Raw genomic sequence first — 26,699 nt, forward strand, 5'->3', positions numbered from 1 at the left:
CCATTCGAAAAAGTTGAAAAAGATGCAACCGAAGGCGATTGGGGCTAATTATTTTTTAAACAGAATGGCAATGAAGCTTGTAGTAAGGTAGGAACGGATCATCCTGACTTGTTAGGCTCCTAATACACACTTTACGGGGCAGCAGGTGCATCTATCAACAGACGTTTTTGACACATACTTAAACTGTGTGATTCATAGACATCCTTTCTATAATTGGCTGTCATGAACGATGAAATTCAGCAAAGATTAAAGTGGATAAAACTTTATCAAGAAACTAACAATGCAGGCTTAGTTTGTCTTCGTTGTGGAATATCTAGACCAACACTAAGGAAGTGGTGGTCTAGGTTTCAAAAACACGGTGTAGATGGGCTGAAAAGCTTAAGCAAAAAGCCACATAGCTCACCAAATCAAAAAATCACTCCACAAATCGAATCTCAAATTCTTACTTTAAGAAAATCTAGAAACCTAGGTGCTAGACGAACTCAAAGTGAGTTGCTCAGGAACGAACACATTAAACTAGGGCTTGCTACTATCCATAAAGTGCTGAAAAAGCACGATGTTGAGCCAATAGTTATTTACCGTAGGAAGCCTGATTTTAAAAGGTACTCAAAGTTAATTCCTGGTGAACGAGTACAAATGGATACTTGTAAAATCGCCCCTGGCTTATATCAGTACACAGCCATTGATGGCTGCACAAGGTACCGAGTTTTAAGGCTATATCAGCGTCGTACAGCAGCTAATACCATTAACTTTATAGAATCAGTTATTGAAGAAATACCGTTTCCTATCCAGCGATTTCAGACCGACCGAGGAACAGGATTTTTTGCTGAAAAAGTACAAAAGCTCTTGATGCAATACAAAATAAAGTTTCGTCCCAACAAGCCAGCTTCATCGCACCTAAATGGTAAAGTCGAACGTTCTCAAAAAACAGATAAAGCCGAATTTTACGCCACAGTCGACTTGAAAGATGCTGATATTAATAAGCTACTTGCTGAGTGGCAGCATTATTATAATTGGGAACGACCACACAGTGCTCACAACGGAAAAACTCCTATGGATAGGTATTTTGAAGTAAGCGAGCAAACCCCGTTTACAGATGAGATAGAGGAGTTTTATCTAGCTCACAATGAGCGGATTCAGCTATCCAATTACAAGCGTGATTTGGAGATCGCTAAATTGAAACGATCTCTATGAATCACACACTTAAACAATTTTGAAAAAATATTTATTATAAGCCCTTAAGTGTAATACATAACGAATATAGTTAGCAGATGTCTATTCATTTATTTTATCAACCAGTAGTTGAATGTGAACATGACACTCTCCACATCGAGGAAATGTATCATTATATTGCATTATCTCAGCATACTCTTCTTCACCATCATAAATCGCCTCTTCAATATTGTTGATATACAGGTCACTACATGTACATACAAGGGTGGGGTCTTGTAATTTTCTATTTTCATCCATAAACTTTATTCCTATTCGATATAACTTCGCGTACGGTATATAGGCTGATTTTTGTGTTTATTATATGTTATTTAGGTATTTACACTTTAAACCTCACTATTAACAATTGATTTCAAACATCATTGGTAAAGCTAACTGAATGTATACAAAGAATAAAGCCATACATATATATGCATGGCTTTACCAGTTATTACATTTTTATTGGCCACCACAACCGCCGCAACAAACACCGTCTTCTCCATGAACTGGTTTTTTACTTGATTTTTCTTGTTCAACCTCCTTATTTTTTTCTGAGAGAGTTGAGTTTTCTTGTTCAATACCTGATTCGTTTTGATTTCTTGCTACGTTAAAAAAATTAAACATAATGTATCCTCTATTTTATAAAGTTAATTTAAGTTTGCTGTTGTTAAATAAGTTAAAAATTCATGCTAACCGCTACGACCATCGGTGCGCGCTTTTATTAAAATTGGGGTGTAATAAATTAAAAATATACTGAAACCCAATATCCAACCAATTCCTGAAAATAGATAACCTAAAGCTTGTAAATTAAGGAGTGGTAAAATAAAGCGCAATAGCGTTGCAATCAGCAGAGCCATGAATGATAAGTTAATCCAGATGTTACTTTGTAATGCTCTTGCGGTATGACCTAAAGAAACGCGTGACATCATTGATAAAATCATAGTCCCTATTGTGCCAAGTGTTATAATATGAAGTGCAGAAGAAAAACTGATGGCTTCAAAATAGTAGCTTAAGCATATACTTACATAGCCGATACCCATATTTATATAGGCGAAATGTAGTGACCATAGCAGTGGTGTTTTCAGCGTCGCTATAGTATGCCAGTTAGCAATACGAATAATTTGGCAGATGCCAGTTATTATAAATAGCAAAGGTAATATTGATATAATATCGAACCAATAACTTAGGGCAAAGAAAATTATTGTTAAAAACATTGATATAGCCGTGATTCGTTCAAGCATGATGTTGGCTTTAACTGGTGGTAAATTTAATGCACGAACAGTAAAAAATGGAATAACACGGCCACCTAAAATTGTCACAACGGCAGTTATCATAAATACTGATAAATATGATAAATGGCTCGCAAAAGTAATATCGTGTGTAATAGATGCATATAACACCGTCGTATCAAGTGCCGCTAATGTTGTGAGTATCGGTATAAAAATTAGATTCCGGCTATTATTAGATTTAATCAGCATATAGCTTAAATACCCAAGGGAAGTAACCCACCATGCCAATTCGGCAATTATACCTGCAATAAGTAATGATGGTTCATTCGTTGTAAAAGCAATACGTGCAACTAACCAAAACACCACTAAGGCCGCTAATTTCAAACCATTAATACTTCTCACGCCTGTCCACGTTTGGGCGGCGGTAAGCAAGAAACCAATAACAATACTAGCGGCAAAGCCAAAAATCATTTCGTGACCATGCCAGTTATTAACAGCAATACTTCCCTGCCAAGAAAGTTCACCATTAAGTATCGCTAACCATATGAGCAAAGAAACAACCGATAAAAGCGCAGGTAGTAAAAAAAATGGTCTAAAAGCTAAACGAAAAAAAGGTACTATGGCGAGCTCTTTTGTTTGTACTTCAGGGAGTAACATAGCTTTCCTTATTATTTAGAGTATCACTTTGGTTATTAAGCTCTTTAGTTGCCGCCATAATCGCAACTACTGCGATTTTAAATACACCTGCAAATATTATTGTCAAGATATGAGCACCAATTTGTACAGGAATACTAAAGCTATTTGCATATGGATAGCTAACAAGTAAACAAGCTACAAAAGCTATTAATGACAGCACTAATGCATAGCGGCTAAAGTTGATAACTTGATTAATGGTTTTTATTTTCTTAAACATTACTTACTCCATGAGCTCTGCTAAGGAAATATTCATACCCATTCGCTTATGTACTACAGGACTTGTCGTAGTATATAACGTAGGAATTCGGTTGTTTGCAGATAAACTTTCCGCAATTGAAAATGCCGCTAAAGCCGTTTCGTGAAAGCCACTTAATATTAACTTACGTTTGCCAGGGTAATGATTAATGTCGCCGACAGCATAAATACCTTTTTCCGAAGTCTGGTATGACTGCGTATCAACCTTTATTTGGTGCTGGTGCATCTCTAAGTTCCATTGACTTACTGGCCCCAACTTAGGCGACATACCAAAAAAAACTAATAACGAATCAAGCTCAACTTTGCGAGTAATGCCGTCTTTTGAGCTAACACTAATAGCTGATAGACGTTGTTTTTTTTCTTCAAAACCAGAGACTTGACCACATAAAAATTGCATCTTTTGTTGTTCACATAATGACATCATTTTATCTACGCTGCTTGTCGCCGCTTTAAACTTCATGCTGCGATGAATGAGTAATACACTTGCTGCTGTCTTTTGTAATGTCAGTGCCCAGTCTAAAGCCGCGTCACCACCACCGAGTACCACGAGATGTTTGTTGCTAAACTGGGATAAGCTACTAATGCGATAAAATAATTGGTTATTTTCAAATTTTTCTATTTTTGGAATTTTTAGTTTTACCGGGCTAAATGCGCCGTTGCCTGCTGCAATAATAATAGCTTTAGCATGTATAACAGTACATTTGTTTGTTGTTACGGTAAAAGATGTATCTGTATGCTTTTTGATATCATCAATACGTTCGCCAAGAATAAACATAGGGTCAAAGGCCTGTGCCTGCTTCCATAAGTTGTCAATAACTTCTTTTGCAGTTGCATTAGGTAGTGCAGGAATATCATAAATGGGCTTATCAGGATAAAGCTCTGTGCATTGGCCGCCAATCTCGGTCAAGCTATCTACTACTATCGACTTTAGGCCTTGTAAGCCAAGTTCAAATACTTGGAAAATTCCAACGGGACCGGCTCCTATAATAACTACATCGGTTGTTAATGTTCGCATCTTGCATCTACCTCCAAATATTCAATGATGTCAAAATTGAAATTAATGACTTATAACTCATATAATACAGAATACGTGCCAATAAATTTTATTTGTTTAAAATCAGGTTCTTACATGTTGTTTTATGTTTTTATAAATAAAAACAAGTCAAATTGACTTGATTTTTTTGTGGGAAATGTTCTTTTGCTGTCTTTTTGACTCTTTTTTTTATTGGGCAGGAAAAAAACAAATAATATTTAGCTTTATTTCATAATTCAATCTAGAAAAATAAATAAACAATTGATTTTTATGGCTTTAGTTAATTGTTGGTAAAGAAGGGGAAATATCACTTACTTTTATCGTGTCATATTGACACTGATGTGTTTTGTTTTATACGATGCCAAGGCGTTTTGCTAAGCGGTGTAAATTAGCACGATCCATTTTCAATTCTCTTGCCGCTTTTGCCCAGGTATTACCATGTAGCACTAGGGATTCCTTAATTACTTTTCGTTGAAAGTCGGCTATGATTTCATTAAATGATTTACTGTTGGTGATAGTTTTAATTGTCGATTGCTCATTAACACCAGAAGAAAGGCTAGTTATCTCCAAGCTTAAGTGTTCAGGGTCTATAACGTTTTTATTATTACTAGCACCATTAACCGCACGTAATGCTGCTCGCATTAATACATGTTGCAGTTCCCTTACATTTCCTGGCCAATCGTATTGCATGAGCAAATGCATGGAGCCCTTACTTATGCGTACATGATTAGAACCCAGTTTCCCCTTAATATTACTTAAAATAAAGTTACCTAGCTGTGGAATGTCATCTATGCGCTCTCTAAGAGGTGGGATGTTTAAAGGAAAAACACTTAACCGATGATATAAGTCCTCGCGAAAACGACCTTGTTTAACTTCTTTTAATAAATTTCGATTAGTTGCCGCGATTACTCTTACATCAACATAGATATTTTTATCAACCCCTACACGCTGAATTTCACCTTCTTGTAACGCTCTAAGCAATTTTGCTTGTGCATTCAAAGTTAATTCACCTACTTCATCAAGAAATAAGGTACCGTGATTGGCAAGTTCAAATTTTCCTATGCGTTCTTTATTTGCTCCAGTAAAAGCGCCTTTCGCATGTCCAAAAAGCTCACTTTCAATAATGTTTTCAGAGAGCGCGGCACAGTTTATTTGTATTAATGCCTTGTGCTTTCTTAGAGATTCAGCGTGAACGGTGCGTGCTACGACTTCTTTACCTACCCCCGTTTCACCTGTAATGAGTACGGTTAACTCTGACTGAGCGACAACCTGTATTTCACTTTTAAGCTCAAGCATGTTAGCACTTTCGCCAATAAAGTTAGAGCCCTTCGAATTGCGCGCTTCTTTTACTAATTCATTTGCTAAACGGAGACTTTGTTCGTTCTGTTGCTCTAAGCGAGCAATTAATTTCGCATTTCGAATTGTGGCTGCAGCAAGTGCTGCTATTGTGGCAATAGTGATATCATCAATATTATGAAAAGCTCCGACCTGTAGTGCATCTAATGTTAATACGCCAACTAGGTTTTCTTCCACGTATAAACAACACCCCATACAATCATGGACATCTAGCGTTCGTTTTGGATCCATAGCAAGTAGGCCATCATAAGGATCTGGATAACTGGAATCGGCATCAAAACGTATGGGCTTTTGAGAAGAAAGAATGGCTTTTAGGCGAGGATGTTTTTGAGGATTAAAGCGCACATTAAGCACTTCAGGAGACAAACCATCGATTGCTACAGGAACGAGGTCCTCTCCATCTAGCTCAAGTAATGCAACGGCATCACAAGGCATAACTTCATTAATAGCTTGTATTAAGCGTTTATAATGTGCTTTTTGAGGTAAGCTTAAACTTAGATCTAGTGCGATTTTTAATAAGGTTTTCTCTAACAAAATAAATATCCATGCTAAGTAATGATTAAAAGCATCAAGCTAAAATAAAAGCTATTAGGTATCTGTGCCGATATGAACAACATCTATATTACTATTCTTGCGTTGCAAAGCTTTTCGCATCATAAATTTATTCTTTACCAAATCGGCTAAGCAATATTTTTCTAATGTTTTCATATAAGAATCCAGCGCTTCAGAAAATACATTACCTAATTGACATGGGCCAGTAATAACACATTGATTAGTAGAACTATTAAAACATTCAACTATGTGAAAATCCTCTTCAGCTCTTGACACAACATGTCCAATATTAATATTTTTAGCATCTCTTGCTAATTTAATTCCACCGTTTCTGCCACGAATCGAAGCGACAAAACCTGATTTAACTAAGTTATGTACAACTTTAGTTAAATGATTCTTAGATATCCCGTAACTTGTGGCTATTTCTTCTATCCGAACCAGCTTTTCGGTATAAAGGGCCAAATACATTAATACGCGAATAGAGTAGTCGGTATGAACACTTTGTCTCATTATATAGTACTGCTAAATGTTTTAATTATAAAAGTTTAACATTTTGAAATGGCCTTTAATATTGACGATAACGTGCAATGTGACAAAGTTTGATGTAAATCAAAGGTCATTAAAATGTCAGTTATACCCTATCTGTTTTTGCTTTTAATTCTGATGCTTTTGAAGATGGAGCAGGCGCTGCGTAGGTGTTATAAGCTAGCGCAACAAAGACGGCACCGCCAATAATATTACCAATAGTAACAAAAGTAAGATTGTAAGCAATATCAGATAAACTTACGACACCATCGGGGCTAAAATAGACGATTGATAATAGAGTCATATTGGCCACACTATGCTCGAAACCGCTGGCAATAAAAACAAATAAGCACCAAAAAATAACAACTAATCGAGCAACATCACTATCAACTTTTTTACTCATCCAAATGGCTAAACAAACTAACCAATTACATAATGCACCTTTAGCAAGCAGCTGTATTGGTGTCGCATTAATTTTTTTTAATGCAACTTGTGCAATTAATTCTTGATGAGAAAACAAGTAGCCCTTGGCTAAAACGTAAACCCCTACAAGCACTAATGCACCACAAAGGTTTCCTAACCAACTCATCGTCCAAGTTGATAACAATTGCTGTGAATTGACGGTTTTTTTCGTCATTCCTATTGTCATATACATGGTATAGCCAGTAAATAATTCAGCTCCAGCTATCACTACCAGTGTTAGTGCAATCGCAAAAGTTGCGCCTAAAACTAATGACTGCACTTCAGGAGGCAGCGGGCTAGCAACGGTAAAAATGAAAATAATACCTATACCCACATATGCACCTGCAAGCATACTACCAATAAAAAAACTCAACGGAGAGCGGTGTAACATTTGCGCTTTTAAACGAGCAAATTCAGCAAAAACGTTAATATTATTTTGCATGTATATATTCCTGCTTTAAATTTTGTGTGGACTCTTTATGCTGACCAAAAATAACCCTTGCAGCTGGCCATAAAGAGAATAAAATAGCAAGTATGAGAAATGCTTTTCCTACAAGTGCTTGCTCCGAATATAAATAGTTAATACATAATCTTTCTTTAGCGGTCATAAATAGCCATGCCATACGAAATAGCGTGGCAATAAACTCAATTCTAAAAAAATTGAGGGTAATGTATGATGATTTATTTAAAGACCACGCCAATGGTAAACCACATAAAAAAGTTAGTGAAAAGACTTTAAATAAATAGAAGCTTTGCTCTTGAATTGAAGCATCTAAAAAACGAGGGAACATCCAATATATAAAAAGCAAGCTAGCCAATAACATCAAAGGAATACCCGATTGATTCCATTTTTTAATCAATGCCGGTTCAGGTAATAAAAAGCGGCCAATAAAGTAACCAAAAGCAATTAACCCCGGAATGGCTATAAAAAGGTGTGCTATTAACGATTGCTGTAAAAATGGAATCATGAATGTTGAAAAAAACAACCAGCCAATGAGTAAAAATCCATTACGATACTTATTCGATAGTTGACGTAATTGCAAGATTCAGTTCCTCGTCGTTTTGCCAATCAGTTACTTTAACTAAATAACCATCGTCATTAGCGATATGAACGGCTGAGTTATGGATGAATCCGCCATATAGGTCATCAATGACAACAACACCAAATTCATTAAGTATTGTCTGTAGTTGCTCTTGTGATTTAGGCACAAACATATACCATTGCTCAGATGTAGTTGTATATCGCTGCTGATATGCTTTTATAGCCGCGGCATTATCGTATAATAAGTCAAAGCTTACACTGACTAATACAACATTTTTTAGCTTATTATCTTTGATTAGTTTACGCTGTAATTGTGCGTAAGAGCTACCCAACAATGTACACACCGTTGGGCAACGGGTATAAATAAAATCAATTAACAGTGTTTTGCCCCGTAAGTCAGAAAAACTAATTTGTTCATCATTGACATCAATAAGCTGATAATCCGATAATTTTATTGGCTGTTCTTCAATATCATGTCTACGGGCACTCTCAGCAGTAAATGCCTGAAAATTATCTGTTTGCAGATATATCAAAATAATACCTGCGCATAGAAAAAAAACGGTTAAAAGTAAATCACGCATCGGCAGTTAAGCTTGCCTTGTTAATACGTAAAATAATTTTTGTTAAGAAAAATAATGTTCCTAACACCACCATAGTCGCCCCAACAGCAGCAATTTGGCTCATAGGGATCCATTCAGCATAGTGTGCCGCCCAACGTCTAGGTACACTATCTTTACCGCTAAGTAGGAATGTGCCTATTAGTACAAGTGAACCATAAAGGTAGGAAGAGAAAAATATTTCATCTAAATAACGGGTATTTCTCTCGTTTTTGGTTTGTGTAATAAACAATGAGAAGGCAAACAACATAGGTAATAAACCAAGCAATAAGTAAAAATGAAAATGCCCAGGTACCCACATAGTGTTATGCATAACTACGTTAACCGAAATAGTTGCATCAATAATTGCTGGAATGGTACCGGCAACCCAACCAAACATAGATAAAAACAATAATCTAGAAATTAGATCCCACTTAATACCTGAACGATGTACTAAAGTTACAGCACCATAGGCAGTTACCAGTAAAACAGGGAAACCATTCATATATGAGCAAATTTGTCCGATAACTAAAGCCCATTTTGGCATTGCAAAGTCCATTAATAAATGATGTGGATAAACCATCATCACCATGAAAGTTGAAAAGAACCAAGCTGTAATGAAAAGCTTATTGATTTTCCACGGACGATTTGTATATTTAGGTAATAATTCATATACCGCAATAACGGCCATATATATTGAGGCATTAATAAATACGTGGCCAAAGAAATAAGTTAAGTTTTTTGCAAGTAAAGGGTCAACCAATATATCTTCTGGAAAGTATAGATTTAGTAAACAAATAACTAATATTACTGCGCCTGCTATAATACCTAATGTATTAATAATCAGTACCATTGTACTAGCAATAACCGCTGGAGGATGTTCTTCATTTAACGCTTTACCGCCAAATAAATATTGTAATCCCATAGCATTGTATAGATTTGAATAGCGTTTTAATATTGCTCGCGTAACATCTAAATAAAATAGTAAAAATCCAACCCCAATAACTAATAATCCACCAAGAAATAGTGCTGCGGCATGATGAGACCATACACCCATTGATTTTGCGGGTAAGGGGTATAAAAAGGTCCACGCTGCAGCAAAATCACCTAAAAATATAGAACCTAAGATCATTAATACACCAACAAGGAATAAACCAAAATTGATCAAAAAGATATTGGTACTCAAATCAACATAGCGACGCAAAAAATACCACATAATGGCTGAAGAAAATAATCCAGCAATGCCGACCATGCCAGCACCATGTACTGTTAACAATTGGTAAAAAATATTAGGAGCAACTTCTATTAAGGCACCTTGCGTATAGCGCATAGTAGCGCCGGCTAGCATCATTAGAAAGAGTACAAGTAATGATGCAACAACATAGAATCTTAGTGCATTTAAAGATTTAGGAGATGTTTCTGGTAAACTGATTTTTTTTAAGTCCATCATTTATTCCTTAGCCGGTAATACGGTTAATGTTGCGACCATATTGTGATGAGCAATACCACAAAACTCTAAACATAGTAATTTATATGTGCCTGGCTTTTTAAAGGTATGTACTAAACGGTTAGTATACTGAGGCATTGCTTGTCCTTGAGTATGCATAACCAAATCTTCATCATAAATACCAAACCCATGATTAACATCACCTGAGTCGATCATAAATTCCACAGGTTCATTAGCATAAACTTCTGTTTTATCTAATACCCAATACCACTGATATCCTTTAACTTTAATACTCTGTGTTATTGATTTATCACTTATCTGGTTTGCTATTGGAAATTCAAATAAAGTGCCTACAGCAACAGCAAATCCCATTAAAATCAGAAAAGTAAATAACTTTGGTCGATAACCATATAGTTTTTCTTTGATCGGCTTAAACTCTCTACGTTTATTTGAAGCTAAATAAACGTATACAAATACAGCTGCTAAAACAGCTATAAAAAACACTGAAACAAATAAAATTAATTCATGTTTCATAATCACTCCCACCCTTGGCATAATTTAATATGCTTTTAATAAGTGCTTTAAAGCACATATTGACATTTTCTGCTCAAATAGATGTTTCATTTACATTTGGAAACATGTATATTATTTACATCTTTAAAGTGAAAGGCAAGCAGAAGATAAAATTATTTTAGCATCTTCTCATTTTTCTTCTAAGATGAAGGTGTGTGTTGTCAATATTTTAATAATAAATTTATAGAGTTAGCTTTAATAAAGGCTAATTATCGACGCATAAAAATTAAACATATATGACACATGCGCTATTTAAGCGACATTAATAACAGTAGGATAATTTATGGATTTCACAATCACATTTTTTATTGCGTTATGTTTTGTACTATCAATTACCGCTTTATTTGCATTTATTTGGTCACTAGGCAATGACAGCAAATCGATATTACAAGGTGATGGCAATATTATATTTGACGATCAAGAGCTAGGAAAATCTGAAGAACCCTCCATTGATGGCCCTTTACCTTTAGCACTTGGTAAAGATACTAATGTAGAGACGGTAAACTATCGCAGTGGTACCGAAGATGAGGTCAATACGCGAGTATCGATTGATACATCATCAAAATTACCTGTTGTCATGTTTCTAACCTCAGCCTTATTTTGGTTGATATTAGGCTCTTTGGCGGGCGTTTTAGTTTCTCTTAAATTTCACCTTCCCGATCTTTTGGTTAATAACATCGAATTAACCTTTGGTCGTATTAGGCCTGTACATCTTAATGCAGTCGTTTATGGGTGGGGAGCCATGGCTGGTGTTGGTGTCGTGCTCTGGTTGTTACCTAGATTACTTAAAACAGAATTAGTTGGAGGGCGCTATGCAGCAAGCTCCTGTATCCTTTGGAATATTGCTTTATTAATTGGAGCCTATCAAATTGTAACAGGGCATACGCAAGGAATGGAGTTTTTAGAAGTGCCTTGGCATACTGATATTCTTATTATATTTGCGGGTGCTATGGTAGCTGTGCCACTATTTTTGACCCTGGCACAACGAAAAGCCGAACATCTGTATGTTTCCGGTTGGTATTTTAGTGCCGCATTAATTTGGTTTCCCGTAATATTTTTTATTGGTAACGTACCAGGGATCTTTACCGGTGCTGAACAAGCCATTGTTAACTGGTGGTTTGGTCATAATATCTTAGGTCTTTGGGTAACGCCAATTGCTGTTGGTTGTGCATATTATTTTATCCCTAAAGTACTCGGCGTTTCTGTTTATTCATATCGTCTTTCTCTTATTGGGTTTTGGGCACTAGCACTATTCTATAGTCAAGTAGGTATACATCATTTACTAGGTGGTCCTGTCCCTATGTGGTTACAAACAATATCGATTGTGCAAAGTGTTATGATGTTGATCCCTATCACGGCATTTTTGATTAATATGTACTCAATACTAAAAGGCCGTTGGTCTGTTGTTAAGTACTCTCCAACATTACGGTTTATATTAATCGGTGGAGCAATGTATGCTGGAGCCTCTATTCAAGGAACCTTTGAAGCTATTCGTAGTGTTAATTACCTTGTTCATTTTACTCATTACACTGTGGCACACGCTCACCTTGGTTTATATGCATTTTTTACCATGATTATGTTTGGTGCAATGTACTTTGTTTTACCCCGTGTAACACAATCAGAATGGCCTTATCCTAAGCTTATTTCTTGGCATTTTTGGCTATCACTTTTAGGCATTACGTTATACTTTGTTGCTCTTACTATTGCAGGTATCAAGCAAGGTTTTGCCTTAGCAGATCCAACAATACCTTTCATAGAATCAATGAAAGTAACAATACCATATCTTGAATTACGCAGTGTTGCAGGTGTCATGATGACTATCAGCCATATCATTTTTGCTTGGCACTTTTTAGCTATTGTTCGACAAAAACAGAACAATACTAATGAAAAGCCGGCAGCATTAAACCTTAAAGAGGCATAAGAAATGAATAAAGTGATCGCAATATTGTCTGGCGCATTAACCATTGTACTTTTTGCTTTTGTCATTATTGTTATGATGCCGACGATGCAAGCAAAAAACAATAAGCCAGATCCAAACATAAAGCCTTACAATGCATCAGAAACGCGCGGTAGAGAAATGTATGTTTCACTTGGGTGCTTGCATTGTCATACTCAGCAGGTTAGAGACTCTATTTGGTCTACAGATGAAGCGCGAGGGTGGGGACGTCCTTCTGTTTCAACGGATTATCAATACGATACACCACACCAATTAGGCACGATGAGAACAGGCCCTGATTTAATGAATATTGGTGTAAGGCAGCCTAGTGATACTTGGCACTTGATGCACTTATACCAACCGAGATCTGTAGTGCCCGAAAGTATTATGCCAGCTTATCCTTTTTTGTTTAAAGAAGTGGATAAAGCTAAAAAAGGGGATGTGGTTATTACAATGCCACCTCAATTTAAAAGTGAAAAAGTTATCGTTGCTAAACAAGAAGCTATTGATCTAACTAACTACATGAAAGCACTTAAGCGTAACCATCCAGCACCTAAATAATGCAAATGTAGTGAATTAAAACAAGCTGTAGTTATAGAAATAAGAGAGTTAAATATGAAAAGTCAACTAAGAGAAAAAAGTGATCCGCATGAGCTTAATAACCCCATTCCATTTTCAGTTTCTGCGATTATACTTGGACTAACGTTATGGGCTGTTTCCTATATTTTTTGGACCAGTCATGCGGTAGAAGAAGCCAATGAAGCGAAACAATACTCACAAACTAGTCAAACGACCAGCACAGTTATAGAGTCAGCAACGAATAACACTGCTAGCTCAATAGAAAAAAAATCAACAGGAAAAGCTGATGGTAAAGCAATTTACAGCGCAAACTGCTCTTCATGCCATCAATCCACGGGTAAAGGGTTAGCTGGTGTTTTCCCTCCACTTGATGGCTCGAAATGGGTCACAACAAGTAACCAAGACTTACCAATTCAAATTATTGCTAAAGGCTTAATGGGTAAAGTAACTGTTGCTGGCACTGATTATAACGGAGTAATGCCTGCTTTTGGACAAACACTATCTAACGCAGAATTGGCGGCCGTAGTAACATACTTACGTACGACTTGGTCAAATAAAGCAACGGAAGTAACCGTTCAAGATATTGATGCTTCACTAGCAAAGCATAGTAACCAATCATCCCCTTGGGACGGAGAAGCACAGTTAGTTGAAGTTATGGGAGCTGCTCAGTAATGACAACAGCACTTAATAACCCTTCATTGGCTGGGCATACCGAACATGCTCATCCCAAAATATCCAAATCTGTTTATTGGGTTGAAGGGTTATTTTGTGGTAACTGTGCAACTGCTTTAGAGCATAAGATATCATCATTAAGCAAGGTGGCTTCAGCGACGGTAAACTTTACCTATAGTTATATGGTGGTCGATTATACAGGTGAAGGCAATACACTTGAAAACATAGAAAAAACAGTAAAAAGTATTGGCTATAATATAACAAGTGCGAGCCTTGATGTTCGTCAAAAACGATTGATTCAACAAAAAAAAAGTGCATATAGTACACTATTTTTTGCTTTTATTTTTTCAATGTGGTCTATGTTAAGTGCAATAGTAACTTACGTTCACGGCCCTAATGAATTAGATAAGCAAGTCCTCAATTTATTAAATATTTCTTCCGGAATTTTTTCGATCCCCGTTGTATTTGCTGCAGGGTTTCACTTCCATAAAATGGCTTGGTATGCCCTTAAGGTCCGACTCTTTAGTTTAGATTTACTGATATCAACATCAGCATTGTCTGCCTTTTTTGTATCTTGCTATTTTCTTTGGTGGCAAATAGATGTTGTATACTTCGATACTGCCTGTATGTTGATACTATTACATTTGTTCGGGCGTACTCTCGATTTAAATACCAAAGCAAAAGCGATGGCGTGTTTAAAAGAAGAAGTTGAACTTAGCAAAAGTTCATCAATTTTACGTGAAAAAAGTGATGCTAACCTAGAAAAAATTTCTGTTAATGCCATCGCTATTGGCGATATTCTAGTTGTGCATTTAGGGGAAATTATTCCTGTTGATTGTGAGCTACTCTCTGAATTTTCGCTATGTGATAATAGTATTTTTACCGGAGAGTCGATACCTGCTCAATATTCTAAACATAGCGAATTATCAGCAGGTTTTATTAATTTGGGGCAAACCATCAGGGTGCGTGCAAAGTGCGCAACTGGACACTCAAATTCAGATCACCAACTGACAAGCATTTTGATGAAAAAAGCTAAAGAAGTTAGCAACAGTGTAAAAATAAACCAGTTATCATCATTATTATCTAAACTGATTTTTTTCTCTGCACTTGTAGCAGGTATTTATGTTTTCTCTACGACTGCAGATTTACGATTAGCATTTGAGCGCACGTTATGTGTATTAGTTATTGCTTGTCCTTGCAGCTTAACTATTGCCGCTCCCTTAGCATCATTGATACTAAATCAGCAAAGTATCAAAAAGAAATTGGTGATCAATAATTATGCTATGTTTGCAGCGAGCCGAAAACTATCCGCACTTTATTTTGACAAAACAGGGACGTTAACTAATGGACATCCTTCATTAGTTAAAATGAAAATCATGAATAAAGATTGGGCGCTTGAAGAAACCCTTCAACATGCCTATCAATGCGTGTATTACAGTGGTCATATCTATAGCCACTTAATTAGACAATATTTATCAGGGTATATTGCCCCTAAACGCGAATCAGGAATATATGAAGAAACGTTAGGTAGTGGCATACAATGGAAAAGTGATAATTCTCAAGTATGTATCGCGTTAGGATCAAAAAAATGGTTTACCGAACAAAACATTGACATCAATGTGGATGAATATAATACAACAAGCTATTTGGTCATTAACAAGGTAGTTGTAGCATCCTTTGAGTTTGAAGATAGTATCAAAAGTTCAGCAAAAACAACAATTAACGGTTTAGCAAATAGCATACCTTATATTGGCATGTTAAGTGGCGATAATCGGCATATTTGTAGCTCGGTCGCACAACAATTGGACCTAAATGAGAATAATGTTTTTAGTGCTATGTCACCGCCACAGAAACAACAACAAATTATTGAAAAACAAAAAAAACAGCAAGTAGTTGGTTTTATTGGCGATGGCTTAAACGATAATCTTGCATTAACGCAAGCAAATTTAGGTATAGCAACAAAAAATGCAAATTCGCTGACTAAAATGAGCGCAACCGTTTGTTTACTTAGTGATAATTTAAACACGCTAAAGTACTTACAGCCGCTTGCAGAACTCTACGATAAACTGATGAAATATAATCTGGCATATGCTGTAGCATATAACTTGATTGCGATTCCTGTCGCATTATTCGGCAATATATCACCACTATTAGCCATAAGCGCCATGGTAGCGAGCTCTTTTTCAGTCTCTATCAATAGCTACTTATTTAGTAAAAAAATGGAACAATTATGAAGATCACAACAAATTCGTCGTTAAATTGGCTTATCGTTTTAGCCGTATTACTTTTGGCATCATTATTCATTATAAAATCAACGCAAAATGTTGAAACATCAACCCTACTATCGCCAGATAATAATCAATTAAAACTTAATGGCTTTTTATTACCAAAACCGTTATCACTTGCTAATGTTGAATTTTCCTCAACGAATGCATCATTTGTATCTACTGATAACTTTGAAAATCAATGGACACTGCTAGCACTTGGCTATACCCAATGTCCTGATATATGTCCAACAACGTTATTAAAGCTTGATCATGTTCTAAATGACATTCCGCAAAACAAAAGGCCTCAAATAGCTTTTTTAAGTATTGATATTTCTCCAGACAAGATAGATAAATTACAAGCTTACATGAACTATTTTAATGAAAACTTTATTGGGTTGAGTGCTAAAACTGAACAACTTGATGCTTTGTTTAAAAGTTTAGGAGCAAGCTACAGTATGAAACAAAATGAAAAAGGTTCTATAGAAATAGAACATTCAAGCTCAATCTTTTTAGTTTCTCCAGATAAAAAGTATGTTGCTAACTTCCCTTACATGTTATCGGCAAAACAAATTAGTCAAGACTATTTATCATTAACGCACTAAAATAATTCGGTTTTATCATAAAGTATGCTTAACTATGAATAATAAATATAATTAGTGGTAAGGTACAATATTTTATGGCTTCACTGTTTTTAAGAATGAGACTCGTACATTGGGTCGCTATTGCTTTATTAGTTATCAATGTCATATTTTTTACTGAAAATAGTATATCACTAATTATTCAATGTTTACTTATTGTTGCTGTTATTATCCATGATATCGATGAAAAGCGTTGGGGCGTCGATATACTTAAGCAGGTTAGCCGCTATTTGGAAGGTTTTGCACAAAAAGATTTGTCAGCAACATGTGATATTAATACCAGTCTGAATTCAGAGGTAGGGCAAGTTGTTGACGTTATGGGCACCGTTAGAGAAAATATTCGTAGTGCACTCGCTCAAATAAAATCATTTTCGGAAAACAATAAAGAAAACTCACAAGTTATACAAATAGGCTGCGAACAATTGCTACAACAAATGTTAAAAAACAGAGAAATCACAAAAAGCACAGAACAACACTTATCAAGTACAAACAACTTTTCTTTACAATTAGCTGAGGTTGTTCACATTGGACAACAACAAATGTGTGATGTTAATGTACAACTATCAAATGCACTAACAGATATTGATAAACTTTGTTTTTCTATGGAAAATTATGCAGCACTAAATGGTGAGTTAAAACAACAATTAGATGTTTTAAGCACTAATGCCGTCAGCGTTAAAAGTGTGCTAGATGTTGTTGCTAGTATCGCAGAACAAACTAATTTGTTGGCACTTAATGCTGCAATTGAAGCCGCACGTGCAGGAGAACAAGGTCGGGGCTTTGCGGTTGTTGCTGATGAGGTGCGAGCACTAGCCGTACGCACACAAGATAGTGTAAAACAAATCAATTTGATAGTACAAAATATTACACATGCATCTGAGCTTGCTGGTAATAAGATGGAAAAGCAAAGTACATCGCTAAGTGATGTTGTACATTCTACCGAAAAAACGGCAAGAACGATCAAGCAATCCGAAAGTATTATCAATCAAGCAACATGCTCTGTAGAAAGTGCTGTTTCTTATACCAACAATATCAATGAATCATTAAATAATATTGAAACTGAGGTCAAGGAAATCATGAATGTAACGGAACAAAATAGTGATATTATCAATGAAATAACGGAGCAAGTAAGAGAATCAAATCAATTTGTGATCCAGGCCGATGATATGATTAATAAGTTTAAATTATAAACACTCTCAAATCGTGATACATTATAAAGCTATTTGATTATGCTTAAATTAGTCAAAATAACTGATACGGCTATTGTTCATTTAACAATAAAACATGTAGATTGTATTGATGTAATATGGAAATATTTAACATTTATATATGAATACCTTTTTAAAATATTTTTTGTCTTTTTTCATCTGTATATTTCTATCGATGGTTAACAATGATGATGCTTTTGCAAATGACAAGGTAGATCTGTCTAGTATTACAGATACCGCATTACAAAAATGCATAAAAAGTACAATCAAAAAGCACCAGTGGCGATCATTGCACGATATTGATGAGCTTAAATGTCATGGTATGAATATAAAAAATATCAAGGGGCTAAACGCGGCAATAAACTTAACCTCCTTATCTCTGTTTAATAATAAACTGACGCATGTAGATTTACGCGATTTTAGTAAGCTCGAATATTTTAATGCGGCCAATAATAAACTTACAACGATAAACCTGGCACATTTAGCCCATTTAAAAACTTTATATTTATTTAAAAATAAGCTCACGCATATCGATTTTTCTGGTCTTAAACAGTTAAAAAAAATACGTATTACAAGTAATCAATTATTCAATATTGATATCAGTGGCTTAATTTCATTAGAAAAAGCCTATTTATTTGATAATAAATTAGAAGATTTAAACGTGAGTGGTTTAACCAAACTAACATTTATAGAGTTAAGGCAAAACCCGATGCCTGATGAAGTTTACGAAAGATATGATGAAATGGAGGGCATTACAATTATCCATGATGGCAACGCTGATGATTGGAAATAAAACTTAATACCAATTGAATAAAGTATTTGCTCATTAAGTGAGAATCAAAAGGGCTATATAGGGCTTTGGCTATGGGTAATAGTTATTTTCTTAACAAAACCAAAATACATATAAACCTTTTAAAATAGCCTATAGAAATTCGCCAGGAAAACAATAACTCTACACGAGAAAAAAGTATGTTAAATATTGTATGCTAATGAAATAAACCAAGTTGATAAATCAAAATTTAATGGCGATGGAACAGAGATACCTTTATCCACACTATAGTTAGCATATACAAGTTTCGCTTCCCACTTACGGTTAAACCGTATTGCAATTTCAACGTCCATTTCACTTCCTATACTTTGGCTATTGGCATAACTTAGAAAGCGATGGTATACCGCTCGCCAGCGCACTTTTTTATGACGTCCTCTATAGGTAAAATACTGATTTCTTAAGCCTGCTTGTGATGAATAACCGCTTGCAACATCACTCCAACCTTGGAATTTATGTAAAGTACCTAAAAAGGTCTGAAAACCGCGGCGATTATCCTCACTAAATACTTCTTGGCTTAATTGAAAAATATGGCTTTTATACTGCACACTTGCTTCAAGCAAGTTATACCAGTTTTGATAGTTAACAGGATTATTATAGGCACTTTTCTGCTGAGCGAACTCAAAAGCATAACGATATTTAAGTGCATCAGGCTTTATTTCATCAGATAAACGTAAGCCATAGGTATTAGTAGACCAAAAAGGGTGATCTTTATTCTCAACCGCATAGATATAGGAGGTTATATGTAAATTATCTTCAGTTTTATATTTTAAGTTGAGCAAATGAGTATTTAATTTATGTCTGCCTAATTCACTGACTGGTCGACGTTCAACAATGCCATAACGAATATCTTCAACAGGAATCGTCGAAGTAGCGTTTTTTCCGTATATACGATGAACATTATTGGCATAAGCATATTGTATATGCCAATTCATTTGATCATTATAATCAATACTAAACGCATCAAAACTTTGTGGTGTTTGCCAATAATCTCTCGCACCTACCATACGCTCATTATCAAAAGCGATAGCTTGTCGGCCCATGTTAATTTGCCAATTTTCATCACTCGTATATTTTAAATGAGCTTTTCGCCAGTTAAAGCCTTTAGGATCAGGAACGGGAAATGTCTGTTTTTTTACAGCAACTGAGTTATAGTCTTCGTCATTAAAAGCGTGGACATAATTAGGCTCAAGTAGCAACTGCAACTTTTCTTCTTCATCTAACGTAAAACGAGATAACAACTTAATACGTGTCGTAAAAACTTTAGTTGAATCTAGCCAGTCATCATCGACCTGTTGATAGCGAGTACGCATGCTAAACTCATGCTTTCCTGGAAATGAATATGTTTGACTCTCAAATACCTTACTATAAACAGGTTGAATAAAGAGGAGTGATGTCAGTATTATTCCCCCTAATATGAGGGCATGTTGATTTTTCATGTTTAATTTTTGTTCGAATTAAATGGGTTTTGCTCAAGGCACAAGGATTGCAGCATAGTTATTCTCGACAACTGCTCCTGCTTTGTTCTAATTACCTGCATCCATGCAGGCGTATGTAAATCCTTTGTACAACTTCCGCACCTGTTCACGCTAAGTACCTAGATTCATGTAGGAAGAGCAAGGCGCTTTTAAACGGATCCGTAAGACAGCGTTTATACGTCATTTCTGCTGCGTTATCGCCAATTCGAATAGAGTAACTATGAATCATTAGCTCTCCCTTGTATAGGTGGCGTCTAAATTGCTGCAAAAACAAACAGGCAAAGCTCAACACGTCCTAGATTTTTTCCTTGAGTAAATTACTTATACATTACTTTGCCAGTCTTGTAGTCTTACACATAGCCCTCTTGAAACTATCATCTCACTTGGTTCACCAATAGCGGATCCGCCAAACTCTTCAATAGTAACAATTAGCGATTGTGAATCTTTAATTAATCGCCATTGTGCTTCTGTTAACTGTTGTTCTATCAAAGGTTTTTTTGAGGAGAGCACTCCCAAGCTGCGTGCTTCAAAATCAGTTTTTGACACGACCCAAAGCTCCAATGATTGTTCATCAGTTACTGCAGTATCATTCACGATATTAACAATCAGTTTTTTAGACTCTCCATATGTACTAGCAACGATATGAGCATCACCTCCATCTTGGGTCAAGACTGCAACATAACTTAAAGGATCGCTTTTTTCATTTATTGAAGTCAGTGTTATCGTCATCAAAACAAAAAGCACAATAGAAAATGCACCGGCATACTGAGTTAGGGGCAATGAAAACCATTCACGGATAGATACCATCAGCTTTTGCAATAAACGAGGTTTATCTGGTGCCTTTTCAGTAGTTTGTTGTTGAGGCAATTGCAACTGCTCTTCAATGATTTGCCAACTTGTTACTTTGGGTGTTAATTCAGGTGTTTGTTCGTCTAAGTGAACAAACCGAGCTTCTAGAAAAAGTATTTTTTGCTCCAGTTCACTATGGTACTGAAGCATTTTAGCTACTCTGCAGCGCACTCTCGTGGTCAATAAACCTAATACATATTGACTGGCGAGGTGTTCTATTACGTTCGTTTGCGTATAACGCTTTGGCATGCGCTCGATCATTTCGTCGACTGAAGTATTATGGGTATCTATTCGCTTAAACATAGCTGTAACCTCCCTAATCCTCGACGAATCCACGACTTTATTGTGTTGACTGGTGTACTAAAATGAGTAGAGATATCCTCTCTACTGTAGCCATATAAATAAGCCATTAAAATGGATTGGCTTTGCTTTTGTTCCAATTTTTCAAGACATTTATGCAATGCTTGCTCTGAGTACTTCATTAATCCAAGTTCTTTTATGCCATCAATATCATATGAATGAGTAACATCGCTATCATTAAATTCAACAACATCTTGTTTATGACGTCTCATATCATAACGTAAACGATCATAAGCGCGATAACGTACAATTGATGATAACCATGTAAAAACTTCACTCTTTTCCTGATGATATTGTGTTTTATTTTGCCAAATCTGAATAAAAGCTTCTTGCAAGACTTCGTTTGCACTATCAACATTTCGAGTGATACGATATGCAATACCATTTAATTTTGCCGCTGTTAGCTTATATAATCGAGAAAAAGCCTTTGAATCACCTTTTTGACACTCCGTGAGCAAAATGACTAGCTCATGGTTGTCATGTTGCGATGTGTTTGCAGACTTTGTGCTCAATTTTTGATTACCCCAAATTTTGTTAGACTTATACAAATAAGTCTAACAACTCGTACTAAAAATAGAAATGACTTTGAACAAACAATATATCACTGTTTTGTTGTGCTTTTTGTGGAATATCTTGTTTAAATCGCATACCAAACCGTAACTGTAAGTGAGCAATAGGTGTATATTCTCCGATCAACGAATAACGTGTTTGCTCATTTTCACCAATATCTCTATCAGGATCAAAATATTCAGCTGTTAATTTAATATTCCATCCTTTTTTCCATTGGTAGTTTATCTCAGCCAACGAAGCAAGTTGATCAATATCTTGTTGATTAGCACTATTGGCTTTTTCTATAGAGATATAATCAATTTCCGCTATAAAAGTAAAATCACGCCATTGACTCCCTGTATAAAAGTTAAGTAGCTGAGTTTGCTGCTCACCATCATTTAATACCGCGCTTGCACCAACTCTAAAGAGTGAAAATAAGTGCTCTGCACGCATACCATACAGCAAGCTATTGTCATCATTGCTTGATTGACCAGTACCATTAGCGATATAGAGATTAATCGTTCCTTGTGGGTAATTAATACCATACTCAATACCATTGTCACTATTGTCAAAATTCATTCCAGTTGCTTGACGAATAAATGCTGAGTCATCTTCAATACGTAGACCATAAGGTAAAAAAAGCTTACCCGCTTTGATAAAATCACCATCAGAAAATTGATACATCGCATAGGCTTCCCTATTGATCGCGCTACCTGGTGCAACTTGTTGGTCAAGATAAAACGATAACCCTGTTTCTGGAATCGCAATATTAAGATAAAGTTGTGCGCTGCTTACCTCAAAGCCTTTACTAGTATTATCGTCATCACTTTTTTGATAATTACCATTAAACCTAGCATCAGCGCCTAAGGTTAAAAACTGCGTCAATTGCGCAAGTTTTTTGGTATCAAAAGAGCTGTCTCTGCTAGGTAATAATTGTTGCCCATAGGTTCGACCAAAATCATTACGTAATCCACCGCCATTGGGATTTGCATGACAACTACTACATTTTAAATTGTTTTTAATCGCCAAATAAGGCTCTGCTTGAATGCTAAAACTCATTACTGCAGACAACAATAGGCTAACACTAAGAACAATAGCCGTTATTAACTTATAAAGAGATATCATAACTAAATACTCCACCTTCAATGCCGTCCAAATTACCGTCAAGTTGTTGACCTGACTGAGAAAGTACTGTGCTAATATTGCCATTATTAACCTGTACATTAATGTGCGATATATCAGGATTTAAATCACTTATGGTAAACTGTAATACATGATCATTAACCACATTCATTGTTGTTTGATCACTATTAACTAACCAACTGTGTTGCTTTTTTCCTTTGGTAATGCTTGCTGTAAAGAGTATTTGTTCATGCGTTAAACCTTCAAAACTCATCGCTTGATTAAACCAAACAACAATCACTAAGGGGCCATTATGACGCCAGAGGTAGTCTATATTTGTCTCGTTGCTCACCTTTGATAAGCTATTATTTCCCCAATTCGCATTATTCATGTTTGTTAATACTTTTTCTTGATAGGCTACTTGCGCGTTTACTCGGCTAACTTGCACCGGTTGATTCGTATTTTCTGGCAAAAGTGCACCATCCGTTATCCATTGTTTTATTGCAGCAATCATATTGCTATCTAAAGCAGGTTGACCTAGTGGCATGCGTGAGCCTGCACGAGTATCTCCTGTTATTTTCAAATACAAATAGCTTTGCTCTGCCGAACCAGGAAGCACACGTTTAAATAATGGGTTAGATGAATCAACATTGATAAGATGCTCTATAGATTGCTCTAGTGATGATAAATCTTGTCCTGCTGCAGGATTTGCACCACCATGGCAACTTGCACACATAGGTATGAAGACACTTTCTTGTATCGAAGCCAAAGTTGGTTTAATACCATCATCAATAGGTGCTGGCTCGTCAGGGTTAACCACTACAGTATCAATTGGTTGACCTTGTTCATCAAGTCCTTCTCCATTACCTGCTTTACATGCACTAAGTACAAACATAACAGAGAATATAAAAAATAATTTCATTTGAATTCCCGCATATTGAATCATCTGAACTCAGAATAAATAACCATAAATTCATTTATTCACCCGAACACCAAAAATAGTTTTAGTATTCGGGTGATTGCTAGAACATATTATGGTCTTGCGATTGTCCAAGTTGGGTAATCACCATTAGTATCGCCTACTTGAGTGTCACCAACAAAGAAGTAAAGAGGTAAACCTTGGTAGCTCCATTGATACGTTGTGGTGCCATTTTCATCTCGGCTTACAATCGTGAAGTCACCAAAAGCTTGGTCTGCTGATGTTGCATAAAGAGGTGGCCAAGTAACCGCACAATTGTCAAAACAAGTACTTTCGCCAGAATCTTTTACATCAGAATCAAATGTATAAAGTGTCAAGCCCATAAGTTCCGCTGATGTTTTTCCTTGGCTATCTAAAACATCACCATGTGCTGCCAATAATAAGCCTTCGGTAGTATGGTCATCTACTTTTACAGGAGCAGGGCGAGCGATATGCCAAACATTACCAGCATTTTCACCTTTAATATCGTCAGCCGTTTCATCTGGTGTGAAAAAGTATAATGGCATACCATTAATTGCCCACTGCATCATACCGTTGTCACGCGTAATGATAGAATAAGGTGCAACAGCAACATCTTCGCTGCTTGCTAATAGTGGTGGCCATGTATCTAAACATGCATTTTGACAATTACTTATACCAGTAGCATCATTATCAAATGTATATAAAGCAAAACCTGTTTTATCGATAGTTTGATTAACGAACTCATTGGTATCAGTGTCTCGAACCATAACATGAACAGAACCGTTTACGGTTACTGCTGCACCTAATGTATGAGTTTCTTGTTCAAATTGAGTAACCACTGGAGGTAAAACTAAGTGCCATACACCACCAACGCCATCACCATTAATATCACCACGTGCTACATCATTAGTAAAAAAGTATAGTGGCTTGCCTTTATGGGCCCACTGTTTATTACCATCTGCGCGCTCAAAAATTGTGAAATCACCAATAGCAGTATCTTGCTCACTTGGTACAAAAGGAGGCCATGTATCTAAACATTGCCCAGCACAGTTAGAGGTTTCTTCACTATCATTGTCAAAGGTATATAAGCTAAAACCATCTTTATCCATAGAAGTTACTGAATAATCATCTACGGATGTCAAAACATTAACTCGACCTGTTGCTGAAAGTGAACGTCCATTGTCAGTAGTACGTTGTGTCGCTGGTTCTTGAGTTGCAAGGTGCCATACATTACCTGCATCGTCACCATTTACTTCTCCAGCCGCCGTATCATTGGCGAAGAAATATAAAGGTTTGCCTTTATATGCCCACTGCATATTACCGTTAGTTGCTGTAATAACACTTAACGGAGCTTCAATAATTGCACCAGCATCAGCTAATAGCGGTGGCCAAGTATTAATACAGTCTCCTGCACAAACAGAGTCATCAATTGGATCTTTATCAAAAGTATAAAGTGCGAAACCATTTTTATCTGTGCGAATTGCCGTTAATACATCAGAACTTGATGTGACTGAAGAAATGGTTTGATTACCCACATAGCTATTAATGCCATTAATTACTTGAGTGACTACAGGTAAAGGACGAGCAAGGTGCCAAACGCCGCCAACACCATCGCCACTCACATCGCCTTGTGCGCTATCTTGGTACCATTGATATAAAGGCATATCTTTATAAGCCCACTGCATAGTGCCATCACTACGTGTAATGATCGTCATTTTATCATTTGCAGTAGCACCTTCAGCAGCAAGTAGTGGTGGCCATTTACCTGCACAAGTATCAGTATCTTCTGGTGTGCCTTCACAAACAGATGTGCCTGGGCTGTCATTATCAAAGGTATACAATGACAAACCTGTCTCAGCTAAAATCAATGAGCCATTATCATTTACAACCGTTGCGCTTGGCGTTGCTACTTGACTAGGAAATTCTGCATCCGTAGTTGGGGTGGTAGGGGTAACAACAGGAGGAACGTATGGATCAGCTGTTGATGGCGAAGAGTTAGAACTAGAGCCTCCACAAGCAGATAATACTGCAACAGAGACGCTGGAAATTAGTAGCATTCTAAAATTGGCTTTTTTGCTGTTATTCAGTGTTTTCATATTAATTCTCTAATAAATAATGAATGTCATAAGAGCTTTACGACACGCAGCTAAAAAAGTTGCACCTAAATAGAGTTAGTTTATTTTTTATGTAACTAATTAAATGTTACTTGTTGATTTTTTTGTTAAAAAATATATTTGTTTTTTTAATTTTTTACTAAAAACACTTGTTTATGAGATTGAAATTCCGTTGTCATTTAATGA

General features: G+C 36.1%; 26 protein-coding genes. 8 read left to right on the top strand and 18 right to left on the bottom strand.

Translation table 11 applies throughout. The annotated features are described in order from the left end of the window. The first annotated feature begins 222 nt into the window (after positions 1 to 222). Complete coding sequence (locus tag AC27HL_RS08950; protein ID WP_487080624.1) at positions 223 to 1,194, top strand: IS481 family transposase; 972 nt, start codon at positions 223 to 225, stop codon at positions 1,192 to 1,194. 81 nt (positions 1,195 to 1,275) lie between these two features. On the opposite strand, the gene AC27HL_RS08955 is transcribed toward AC27HL_RS08950, so the two are convergent. The 12 genes from AC27HL_RS08955 to AC27HL_RS09010 all read right to left on the bottom strand — a co-directional run bounded on the left by AC27HL_RS08955 (position 1,276) and on the right by AC27HL_RS09010 (position 10,936). Then, positions 1,276 to 1,470: a (2Fe-2S)-binding protein gene (locus AC27HL_RS08955; protein WP_487080625.1), complete on the bottom strand. Its 195-nt coding sequence runs from the start codon at positions 1,468 to 1,470 to the stop codon at positions 1,276 to 1,278. A gap of 198 nt (positions 1,471 to 1,668) precedes the next feature. Continuing rightward, positions 1,669 to 1,833, bottom strand: coding sequence for a CCGSCS motif protein (locus AC27HL_RS08960; protein ID WP_487080626.1), 165 nt, complete (start codon positions 1,831 to 1,833; stop codon positions 1,669 to 1,671). A 65-nt stretch (positions 1,834 to 1,898) separates the two neighbouring features. After that, positions 1,899 to 3,095 (bottom strand): NnrS family protein, encoded by a 1,197-nt coding sequence (locus AC27HL_RS08965; RefSeq protein WP_487080627.1) that lies wholly within the window; start codon positions 3,093 to 3,095, stop codon positions 1,899 to 1,901. Further along, positions 3,082 to 3,351 (bottom strand): hypothetical protein, encoded by a 270-nt coding sequence (locus AC27HL_RS08970; protein ID WP_487080628.1) that lies wholly within the window; start codon positions 3,349 to 3,351, stop codon positions 3,082 to 3,084. The genes AC27HL_RS08965 and AC27HL_RS08970 overlap by 14 nt, the downstream gene beginning before the upstream one ends. Positions 3,352 to 3,354: 3 nt before the next feature. Further along, positions 3,355 to 4,404, bottom strand: coding sequence for an NAD(P)/FAD-dependent oxidoreductase (locus tag AC27HL_RS08975; RefSeq protein ID WP_487080629.1), 1,050 nt, complete (start codon positions 4,402 to 4,404; stop codon positions 3,355 to 3,357). Positions 4,405 to 4,773: 369 nt separating this feature from the next. Beyond that, positions 4,774 to 6,312, bottom strand: coding sequence for a nitric oxide reductase transcriptional regulator NorR (gene norR, locus AC27HL_RS08980; protein ID WP_487080630.1), 1,539 nt, complete (start codon positions 6,310 to 6,312; stop codon positions 4,774 to 4,776). A gap of 54 nt (positions 6,313 to 6,366) precedes the next feature. Next, positions 6,367 to 6,840 carry an RrF2 family transcriptional regulator gene (locus AC27HL_RS08985; protein WP_487080631.1) on the bottom strand — a complete coding sequence of 158 codons (474 nt, stop codon included), beginning with the start codon at positions 6,838 to 6,840 and terminating at the stop codon, positions 6,367 to 6,369. A 121-nt stretch (positions 6,841 to 6,961) separates the two neighbouring features. After that, a complete protein-coding gene (locus AC27HL_RS08990; RefSeq protein ID WP_487080632.1) occupies positions 6,962 to 7,759 on the bottom strand; it encodes a formate/nitrite transporter family protein in 798 nt (265 codons plus the stop codon). Further along, positions 7,749 to 8,360, bottom strand: coding sequence for a hypothetical protein (locus AC27HL_RS08995; protein WP_487080633.1), 612 nt, complete (start codon positions 8,358 to 8,360; stop codon positions 7,749 to 7,751). Before AC27HL_RS08995 ends, AC27HL_RS08990 begins: the two co-directional genes overlap by 11 nt. Further along, entirely contained in the window at positions 8,335 to 8,940 is a 606-nt protein-coding gene (locus AC27HL_RS09000; protein ID WP_487080634.1) for an SCO family protein, read from the bottom strand. Before AC27HL_RS09000 ends, AC27HL_RS08995 begins: the two co-directional genes overlap by 26 nt. After that, positions 8,933 to 10,405, bottom strand: a complete 1,473-nt coding sequence (locus AC27HL_RS09005) for a cbb3-type cytochrome c oxidase subunit I (RefSeq protein ID WP_487080635.1) — start codon at positions 10,403 to 10,405, stop codon at positions 8,933 to 8,935. The genes AC27HL_RS09000 and AC27HL_RS09005 overlap by 8 nt, the downstream gene beginning before the upstream one ends. After that, positions 10,406 to 10,936 (bottom strand): cupredoxin domain-containing protein, encoded by a 531-nt coding sequence (locus tag AC27HL_RS09010; RefSeq protein WP_487080636.1) that lies wholly within the window; start codon positions 10,934 to 10,936, stop codon positions 10,406 to 10,408. It lies immediately after the preceding gene. A 322-nt stretch (positions 10,937 to 11,258) separates the two neighbouring features. Between AC27HL_RS09010 and AC27HL_RS09015 the strand changes: the two genes are divergently transcribed. From AC27HL_RS09015 to AC27HL_RS09045, 7 genes are all read left to right on the top strand, one after another. Next, positions 11,259 to 12,896, top strand: coding sequence for a cbb3-type cytochrome c oxidase subunit I (locus AC27HL_RS09015; RefSeq protein WP_487080637.1), 1,638 nt, complete (start codon positions 11,259 to 11,261; stop codon positions 12,894 to 12,896). A 3-nt stretch (positions 12,897 to 12,899) separates the two neighbouring features. After that, positions 12,900 to 13,472 (top strand): cbb3-type cytochrome c oxidase subunit II, encoded by a 573-nt coding sequence (locus tag AC27HL_RS09020; RefSeq protein ID WP_487080638.1) that lies wholly within the window; start codon positions 12,900 to 12,902, stop codon positions 13,470 to 13,472. Between the two features lie 54 nt (positions 13,473 to 13,526). After that, entirely contained in the window at positions 13,527 to 14,162 is a 636-nt protein-coding gene (locus tag AC27HL_RS09025; protein WP_487080639.1) for a c-type cytochrome, read from the top strand. Further along, complete coding sequence (locus AC27HL_RS09030; protein WP_487080640.1) at positions 14,162 to 16,396, top strand: heavy metal translocating P-type ATPase; 2,235 nt, start codon at positions 14,162 to 14,164, stop codon at positions 16,394 to 16,396. Before AC27HL_RS09025 ends, AC27HL_RS09030 begins: the two co-directional genes overlap by 1 nt. Beyond that, positions 16,393 to 17,031, top strand: a complete 639-nt coding sequence (locus tag AC27HL_RS09035; RefSeq protein WP_487080641.1) for an SCO family protein — start codon at positions 16,393 to 16,395, stop codon at positions 17,029 to 17,031. The genes AC27HL_RS09030 and AC27HL_RS09035 overlap by 4 nt, the downstream gene beginning before the upstream one ends. A gap of 74 nt (positions 17,032 to 17,105) precedes the next feature. Further along, positions 17,106 to 18,257, top strand: coding sequence for a methyl-accepting chemotaxis protein (locus AC27HL_RS09040; RefSeq protein ID WP_487080642.1), 1,152 nt, complete (start codon positions 17,106 to 17,108; stop codon positions 18,255 to 18,257). Positions 18,258 to 18,450: 193 nt separating this feature from the next. Beyond that, positions 18,451 to 19,068 (top strand): leucine-rich repeat domain-containing protein, encoded by a 618-nt coding sequence (locus AC27HL_RS09045; RefSeq protein ID WP_487080643.1) that lies wholly within the window; start codon positions 18,451 to 18,453, stop codon positions 19,066 to 19,068. Between the two features lie 179 nt (positions 19,069 to 19,247). Here AC27HL_RS09045 and AC27HL_RS09050 read toward each other — a convergent pair whose 3' ends face one another. The 6 genes from AC27HL_RS09050 to AC27HL_RS09075 all read right to left on the bottom strand — a co-directional run bounded on the left by AC27HL_RS09050 (position 19,248) and on the right by AC27HL_RS09075 (position 26,495). Beyond that, positions 19,248 to 20,414, bottom strand: a complete 1,167-nt coding sequence (locus AC27HL_RS09050; protein WP_487080644.1) for a hypothetical protein — start codon at positions 20,412 to 20,414, stop codon at positions 19,248 to 19,250. 486 nt (positions 20,415 to 20,900) lie between these two features. Beyond that, complete coding sequence (locus tag AC27HL_RS09055; RefSeq protein ID WP_487080645.1) at positions 20,901 to 21,731, bottom strand: anti-sigma factor; 831 nt, start codon at positions 21,729 to 21,731, stop codon at positions 20,901 to 20,903. After that, complete coding sequence (locus AC27HL_RS09060; protein ID WP_487080646.1) at positions 21,716 to 22,300, bottom strand: RNA polymerase sigma factor; 585 nt, start codon at positions 22,298 to 22,300, stop codon at positions 21,716 to 21,718. Before AC27HL_RS09060 ends, AC27HL_RS09055 begins: the two co-directional genes overlap by 16 nt. Before the next feature lie 55 nt (positions 22,301 to 22,355). Further along, on the bottom strand, positions 22,356 to 23,546 hold the full coding sequence (locus tag AC27HL_RS09065) for a hypothetical protein (RefSeq protein ID WP_487080647.1): 1,191 nt from the start codon (positions 23,544 to 23,546) through the stop codon (positions 22,356 to 22,358). Further along, the gene (locus AC27HL_RS09070; protein WP_487080648.1) at positions 23,446 to 24,381 is read right to left on the bottom strand and encodes a hypothetical protein; all 936 of its coding nucleotides are present in this window, start codon (positions 24,379 to 24,381) and stop codon (positions 23,446 to 23,448) included. The genes AC27HL_RS09065 and AC27HL_RS09070 overlap by 101 nt, the downstream gene beginning before the upstream one ends. Positions 24,382 to 24,491: 110 nt before the next feature. Next, positions 24,492 to 26,495 carry a hypothetical protein gene (locus AC27HL_RS09075; RefSeq protein WP_487080649.1) on the bottom strand — a complete coding sequence of 668 codons (2,004 nt, stop codon included), beginning with the start codon at positions 26,493 to 26,495 and terminating at the stop codon, positions 24,492 to 24,494. Positions 26,496 to 26,699 lie beyond the last annotated feature (204 nt).

Source organism: Colwellia aquaemaris (genome assembly GCF_057548755.1).